6 protein-coding genes are annotated in these 7,023 nt (G+C 64.7%); 5 read left to right on the top strand and 1 reads right to left on the bottom strand.

Going from position 1 to position 7,023, the window contains the following annotated elements:
• From A2Z13_01115 to A2Z13_01105, 3 genes are all read left to right on the top strand, one after another.
• The coding region (locus tag A2Z13_01115) for a hypothetical protein (protein ID OGP77310.1) at positions 1–1,496 on the top strand (1,496 nt) is incomplete at its 5' end.
• A complete protein-coding gene (locus A2Z13_01110; protein ID OGP77309.1) occupies positions 1,493–2,413 on the top strand; it encodes a hypothetical protein in 921 nt (306 codons plus the stop codon). The genes A2Z13_01115 and A2Z13_01110, both read left to right, overlap by 4 nt.
• Positions 2,406–3,257, top strand: coding sequence for a hypothetical protein (locus tag A2Z13_01105; protein OGP77308.1), 852 nt, complete (start codon positions 2,406–2,408; stop codon positions 3,255–3,257). The genes A2Z13_01110 and A2Z13_01105 overlap by 8 nt, the downstream gene beginning before the upstream one ends.
• Before the next feature lie 16 nt (positions 3,258–3,273).
• On the opposite strand, the gene A2Z13_01100 is transcribed toward A2Z13_01105, so the two are convergent.
• On the bottom strand, positions 3,274–4,269 hold the full coding sequence (locus tag A2Z13_01100) for a Rossman fold protein, TIGR00730 family (GenBank protein OGP77307.1): 996 nt from the start codon (positions 4,267–4,269) through the stop codon (positions 3,274–3,276).
• A 203-nt stretch (positions 4,270–4,472) separates the two neighbouring features.
• On the opposite strand from A2Z13_01100, the gene A2Z13_01095 reads away from it, so the two are divergent.
• Together A2Z13_01095 and A2Z13_01090 are read left to right on the top strand one after the other, a co-directional pair.
• Positions 4,473–5,900: a hypothetical protein gene (locus A2Z13_01095; GenBank protein OGP77306.1), complete on the top strand. Its 1,428-nt coding sequence runs from the start codon at positions 4,473–4,475 to the stop codon at positions 5,898–5,900.
• A gap of 48 nt (positions 5,901–5,948) precedes the next feature.
• The coding region (locus A2Z13_01090) for an ABC transporter (GenBank protein OGP77305.1) at positions 5,949–7,023 on the top strand (1,075 nt) is incomplete at its 3' end.

The following is a 7,023-nucleotide window of genomic DNA, read 5'->3' as shown; positions in this document are numbered from 1 at the left end:
CGAAGCTCCCGATCGACGAGGGGACGCTGGTCATCGCCCTCCCCGGGTCGCCGACCAGCATCGACCCGCGGCTCGCGACCGACGCCTACGGCGAGCAGATCCTCCAGATGACGCACGCCTTCCTGATCAAGAGGGATGCTGCGGGAAACCCGCTCGCCGACCTGGCGGAAACGTGGGAAGAGAGATCGCCAACGGAAATTCTATTCAGGCTTCGTAAAGGCGCGCGCTTCCATGATGGACGGGAAGTCACCTCCTCCGACGTTCGGTACACGTTCGAATGGATCCTCGACCCGAGGAACCGTTCGCCGCACCGGGCGACGTACGACAAAATCCTGAAGATCGAGGCACCTGACCCGCACACGGTCTTGTTTTATCTCAAGGAGCCGTTCGCTCCCTTTCTCGTCGGCATGGCCCGCGGGATCGTCCCGGCGGGGTCCGGGGCCCGCGGGTACACACCCGTCCCGGGGGCGGGCCCTTACAAGGTCGATGATTTTCAGCCCGACGAGGCGATCACGCTTTCCCGGTTCGGCGCGTATTACGACCACTCCCCCTCCATCGCCAAGGTGATCGTGAAATTCATTCCCGACAGCAACGTCCGGTTCCTCGAGCTGAAAAAAGGGAGCGTCAACTTCGTCCTGAACGGCGTGGATCCGGATCTCCTTCCGGCGGCGCTGAAAAACCAAAACCTGGTGATGGAAGAAGCGCCGGGAAGCAACGTCTCCTATCTCGGGTTCAACCTGCGGGACCGGATCCTCTCGGACGTGCGGGTGCGCCGCGCCATCGCGCTCGCCATCGACCGGGAGGCGATCGTACGGGCGATCTGGAAGGGCCACGCGGACCTGGCCGATTCGATCCTTCCCCCGGGCTTCCGGGCTAATTCGGAGGAGCTTTCCCCGCTGCGGCATGATCCCGCGGAGGCGAATCGGCTCCTGGATCTTGCCGGCTACCGCGATCCGGACGGGGACGGCCCGAAGCCCCGCTTCACGCTGACCTACAAAACATCGCAGAACGAACTGCGCCGCCGGATCGCCGCCGTCCTCCAGGAACAGCTGCGTCAGGTGGGCATCGCGGTGGAGGTCCAGTCCCACGAGTGGGGGACCTTCTTCTCGGACATCCGGAAGGGGAATTTCCAGCTCTACAGCCTCACCTGGGTGGGGATCGCGGATCCAGACATCTTCCATTACGCCTTCCATTCGTCGCAGGTCCCCCCGGAAGGAGCGAACCGCGGCCGGTACGCAAATCCCGAGCTCGACCGGCTCGTCGAAGAGGGACGCCGGGAACTTTCGCGTTCGAAGCGCAAGGAGATCTACCGCAAGGTCCAGCTTCTCCTTTTCCGCGACCTGCCGGTGTTCCCCCTCTGGGTCCATCGCAACCTCCTCCTCCGGGACCGGCAACTCGCGGGGTTCACCCTTGCACCCGATGAAGACTACACGTCGGTAAAAGAAATGCGGATCGACAGGCAGGTCCGGGGCGCCACGGGGAAGGCCGCGCCGTGAGAACCTATCTCCTCTCGCGCCTGGCGCAGCTGTTTCCCGTCGTCTTCGGCGTCGTGACGATCGTTTTCCTCCTCCTCCACCTCATCCCCGGCGACCCCGTCGAGATCATGCTGGGCGAGAGCGCAGTGGCGGCGCAGAAGGAGGAGCTGCGCAGGGAGCTCAAGCTCGACCGCCCGGTCGCCGCACAGTACGTCGAGTTTCTCGGCGGGCTGGCCACGGGCGATCTGGGCGTCTCCTTCCGCAGCCGCGAGCCGGTGCTGCGCGAGATTCTTTCCCGCTTCCCCGCCACCCTGCTGCTCGCCGCGGCTTCCCTTCTCGTTGCGGTCCTGATCGCCGTACCGCTGGGGATCCTCTCCGCGATGCGCCAGCATTCCCTGCTCGACCACCTCTCCGCCTTCCTGGCGATGCTGGGGCTCTCCATGCCCAATTTCTGGCTGGGGCCGCTGCTGATCCTCATCTTCTCCATCCGGTTGGGACTCTTCCCCGTGGCGGGTTTCGGAACCTCGCGGCACCTCGTTCTTCCCGCGCTCACCATGGGGACGGGGATGGCGGCGATCCTGATGCGGATGCTGCGCTCCTCGCTCCTCGAGGAGATCCGGCAGGAGTATGTCCGCGTGGCGGCCGCGAAAGGGCTGTCCCGCCGGGCGACCGTCCTGCGCCACGCCCTGAAAAACTCGGCCATCCCGGTGCTCACCGTTCTCGGGCTGCAGTTCGGGGCGCTGCTCTCCGGGAGCATCATCACCGAGACGATCTTCTCCTGGCCGGGGATCGGCCGGCTGATGGTACAAGCGATCGACGCGAGGGATTACCCGCTCGTCCAGGGGTGCGTTCTCTTCATCGCCCTGTGCACCGTTGCCGTGAACCTGGCGACGGACCTCCTGTATTCCCGTCTCGACCCGAGGATCCGGTATGGTTGACGTGCATTCCCGTAAAACCATTCCTGCGCGGTTCCTCCGGCACCGGGGGGCGACGGCTGGCCTCTTCGTGGTGGCGGCGCTTCTCCTCGTCGCGCTGCTCGCGCCGTGGCTCTCCCCCTTCGATCCGAACGCGCTGGACCTCGATTCCGGATTATCCGGTCCTTCCGCCTCCCACTGGCTGGGACAGGACAAGCTGGGCCGGGACCTCTTCTCCCGCCTGATTCACGGCTCGCGCATCTCGGTCGCCGTCGGCCTCGGGACGGTCTCCATCTCGCTGGCGATCGGACTCCTCGCGGGATCCCTGTCCGGCTTCTTCGCTGGAAAGGTGGATCACCTGTTCATGCGGCTGGCCGATATCCTGCTGGCGTTTCCCGGGATCCTGCTGGCGATCGGGATCACGGCGGTCCTGGGGCCTTCCCTGCGCAATGTGCTGATCGCCCTTTCCCTGCTGGGGTGGGTGGGATATGCCCGGCTCATCCGGGGGCAAGTGCTGAAGGTGAAGGAGCTGGAGTTCGTGCAGTCGGCCCGGGCGGCAGGGAGCCCGCCCTTCCGGCTGCTCCTGGCGCACATCCTCCCCAACGCCCTCTCCCCCATCATCGTGGAGGCCACGTTCGGGATCGCCCGCGCCATCGTCGCGGAGGCGGGGCTAAGCTTCCTGGGCCTGGGCGTCGCGCCGCCGGCCCCGTCCTGGGGAGCGATGATCAACGAGGGGAGGCACTTCCTTTTCGTCGCGCCGCACATCGCCACCGTTCCCGGACTGGCCATCATGGCCACCGTGATGGCATTCAATTTCATCGGGGATGGCCTGCGGGACGCGATGGACGTGCGGGAAGAGATCCCCTGAAAACCTTTGCGGCCCGTCAGGCCGCCTCGCGGTTCAGGAAGTCGACGAGCATGCGAAGCCGGCCGAAGCTCTTCCGGTTGAACCGGAAGATCAGCCGGGATAGCTCCGCGAGCTCGGGCTCGTCCTCCTCTTCCGGCAGTGCGGCGCCCAGGCGAAACGTCCCGGAATCGACGATGTCGCCAAAGGAGGCGCAGAGACGGGAGAAGACCGCCTCGGAGGGCGAAAGGCGAAGCCGGAACACGAGGTCTTTGCCCACGTACCGCATGCTGTGGTAGACGCGGTAGAAACCCAGGATCTCCTCTGCCGCTTCGAAGGCGTTGTCGGTGACCCGGAACAGCGCGAGGTCCTCCGGCGAGATCCATCCCCGCCCGAGGAGGTGATGCTCGACGAACTCCTTCCACAGCCTCCAGTAGTCGCCCCCCGGCTCGTCCACGAGCACGATCGGGAACAGCCGGCTTTTCCCGGTCTGCAGGAGGGTCAGTACCTCGAACGATTCGTCGAGCGTCCCGAACCCCCCGGGGAAAAGCGCCACGCCGTCGGCCTCCTTGACGAACAGCAGCTTGCGGGTGAAGAAATACTTCACGTGAATGAGCTTCGAGTCGCCTGCGACCACGGGATTATCCGGCTGCTCGAAGGGGAGCAGGATGTTGATTCCCATCGCCATCTCCTGCCCCGCCCCGACGTGCGCTGCCTCCATGATCCCCTCCCCGCCGCCCGTGATGACCAGCCAGCCGCGCCGCGCCATCTCCCTTCCGAAGGCGACCGCCTGTCGATAGCCGGGGGAGCCGGCACGGCACCTCGCGGATCCGAATACGGTCACCTTTCGAAAACCCTTAAGCCCCGAGAACACCCGGAACGAGTACCGGAGTTCGCGCATGGCTCGGGCGAGGATCTTGAGGTCGCCGCGGTCCGCTCCGTCTTCCGCCAGCCCCTCCACGGACTGGCGGAGCCCTGCGAGCAGTTCCTCCGACGACACCTTGTGATTCGCGAGTCTCCCCCGTTTTCCTCTCATGCTCCTTGGATGAGCGGCAAGGGGAAACCGGTCCGTGCCAGCCTGGAATCCGGCAATACGGGAACCCCGTTTGAAAATTTCCGGCAACCTTGACACACTATCCCTCATCTGGTTTATTGAATTGCAAATACCGGAATCGTTCGGATGGTTTCCCACCGTAGAAGGGACGGACACTAACCTCGGTCCAAAGGAAGGGGGGCGCGATGGGCAAGTCAAAACGACGACTTATTTCCAGACGTGATTTTCTAAAGGCAGCGGGCGTCGGCGCGGTCGCGGCGGGGATCGGGCCTGCGATCGTGCTTCCGGGGCGCGGCGTTGCCGCCGGCAAGGAACTGAAGATCCTCGTATGGTCCCACTTCGTCCCCCGGTTCGACAAGGAGTGGTTCGACGGCTATGCCAAGAACTGGGGCCAGGCCAACGGCGTGAACGTCACCGTGGACCACATCGGGCTCGCCGAAATCCCTTCCCGCACCGCGGCCGAAATCTCCGCGGGGCAGGGCCACGACCTGATCGAGTGGGTCGCCCCGCCGTCCCAGTTCGAGCCGAGCGTACTCGACCTGAGCGACGTCGTGAAGGAAGCCGAGAAGCGGTTCGGCAAGATGCATCCCCTCTGCAAGAGAAGCTCGTATAACCCGAACACGAAGATCTTCTACAGCTTCATTCCCGGCTGGACGATCGATCCCGGGGACTACCGGAAGAGCCTGTGGGAAAAGGCGGGCAAGCCGGACGGGCCGGTTACGTGGGAAGATCTCATCACCTACGGAGGCAAGATCAAGAAGGACCAGGGGATCCAGCTCGGCATCGGCCTGTCCCAGGAGCTCGACTCCAACATGGCGGCCCGGGGGCTGCTCTGGTCCTACGACACCAGCATCCAGGATGAGAATGAAAACGTCGTCCTCAACAACCCGAAGACCATCGAGGCTACCGCCTACATGGCCCGGCTGTTCAAGGAGGCGATGGTCCCCGAGGTCTTCGCCTGGACCGCCGTCTCCAACAACCAGGCGCTCATCGCCGGCCGGGCATCCTACATCCTGAACTCCATCTCGGCCTACCGCTCGGCGCAGAAGGAAGTCCCCGAGATCGCCAAGGACGTCTACTTCACCCCGGCGCTGAAAGGGCCGCGGGGGACGGGGTTGAGCTGCGAGCACGTGATCTTCAATTACATCATCCCCAAGTACTCCAAGAACGCCGACACGGGGAAGAAGTTCCTCCTGGACCTGGTGGCGAACTACGACCAGGCGATGTACGCGAGCGAACTGTACAACTCCCCGGCCTTTTTCGACGCCCCCATCCCCGCGGGCAACCGCGGCTACCCGGCTGTGGCCGGAGCCAAGAAGTTTCGGGATCTCCACAACGCCTGGTTCGACAACGACCCCTTCGCCCTCCCCGGAGAGGTTAAGGGAAAGCTCGCGGTGCTCAAGGACGCGGAGAAGTGGAGCACCAACATGGGGTACCCGGGGCCTGCGAACCCGGCGGAAGGCGAGGTCTTCGCCACGTTCATCCTGCCGAACATGCTCGCCAACGCCGCGCGGGGGATGAAACCGGAGGAAGCGGTTGCCCAGGCGGAGATTCTCACCAAGGCGATCTTCGACAAGTGGCGGAAGAAAGGGCTCGTGGGAGGAAAGACGTAAGTTTCAAGGCGCGTTGCGCGGGGGCGGGGGAATCCCCGCCCCCGTCGCGTGTTCGAATCGTCTGCCGGAACCATAACGGAAACGGACGGGGAGGAAGCGGGCACCGTGGCGCGGGTTGAACTACGTGCGATCTCGAAGCGGTTCGGAGACGTTCGGGCGGTCGACCACGTGGACCTCGATACCGTGGAGGGGGAGTTCCTGGTCCTCCTGGGGCCTTCGGGCTGCGGCAAGACCACCCTTCTCCGGATGGTTGCGGGCATCGAGGAGCCGACTTCCGGCGACATCCTCATCGACGAACGGGTGGTCACCGGCCTCCCGCCGAGAATGCGGAACATCGCGATGGTGTTCCAGAGCTACGCCCTCTATCCCCACATGACGGTCTACAAGAACATCGCCTTCCCCCTTCGCACCCGGGGGGTGGACAAGGCGGCCATCAGGAAGAAGGTCGAATGGGCGGCGGGGATGTTCGGGATCGAGCGGCTGCTCGACCGGAAGCCCCGACAGCTCTCCGGCGGAGAGCGGCAGCGGGTGGCGCTGGCCCGGGCGATGGTGCGGGAACCGAGCGTGTTTCTCCTCGACGAGCCCCTCTCCAACCTGGACGCCATCCTGCGCGCCTCGGCGAGGGAGGAGCTGCGTCAGTTCCAGAAACGCGTAGGGGTGACCACCATCTATGTCACCCACGACCAAGTGGAAGCGATGGGCCTCGGGGACCGGATCGTGGTGATGAGCCAGGGAAAGATCCGGCAGGTGGGGACTCCCATGGAGATCTACCATTGGCCCGCCGACACCTTCGTGGCCACCTTCGTGGGTTCGCCCCCCATGAACCTCCTGGGGGAGGACGACACCCTGACGGGTTTCCGCCCGGAGACGTTCCTGCCGGCCGAGCTCGTGAACGAAGCCAACGGCGTCGTCACGTACCCGTTCGAGGTGACCTGGACGGAGTACCTGGGCGCGGAGAGGCTCGTCTACGGAAACGTCGGGGAGAAATCGCACGCGCTTCACGTCGTATCGAGACTTCCCGGGAGCATGAGCCTTCCCATCGAAACCGGGCGGACCTACACCTTCGCCGTTTCGCGCAGCGATCTCCGGTTCTTCGACCGGAAGAGCGGGCTGCGGACGGACC

Source organism: Deltaproteobacteria bacterium RBG_16_64_85 (assembly GCA_001798885.1).
Taxonomy (GTDB): domain Bacteria; phylum Desulfobacterota; class Deferrimicrobia; order Deferrimicrobiales; family Deferrimicrobiaceae; genus FEB-35.
The sequence above is the reverse complement of the archived record's forward strand: the minus strand, read 5'-3'. Positions and strand labels throughout refer to the sequence as shown.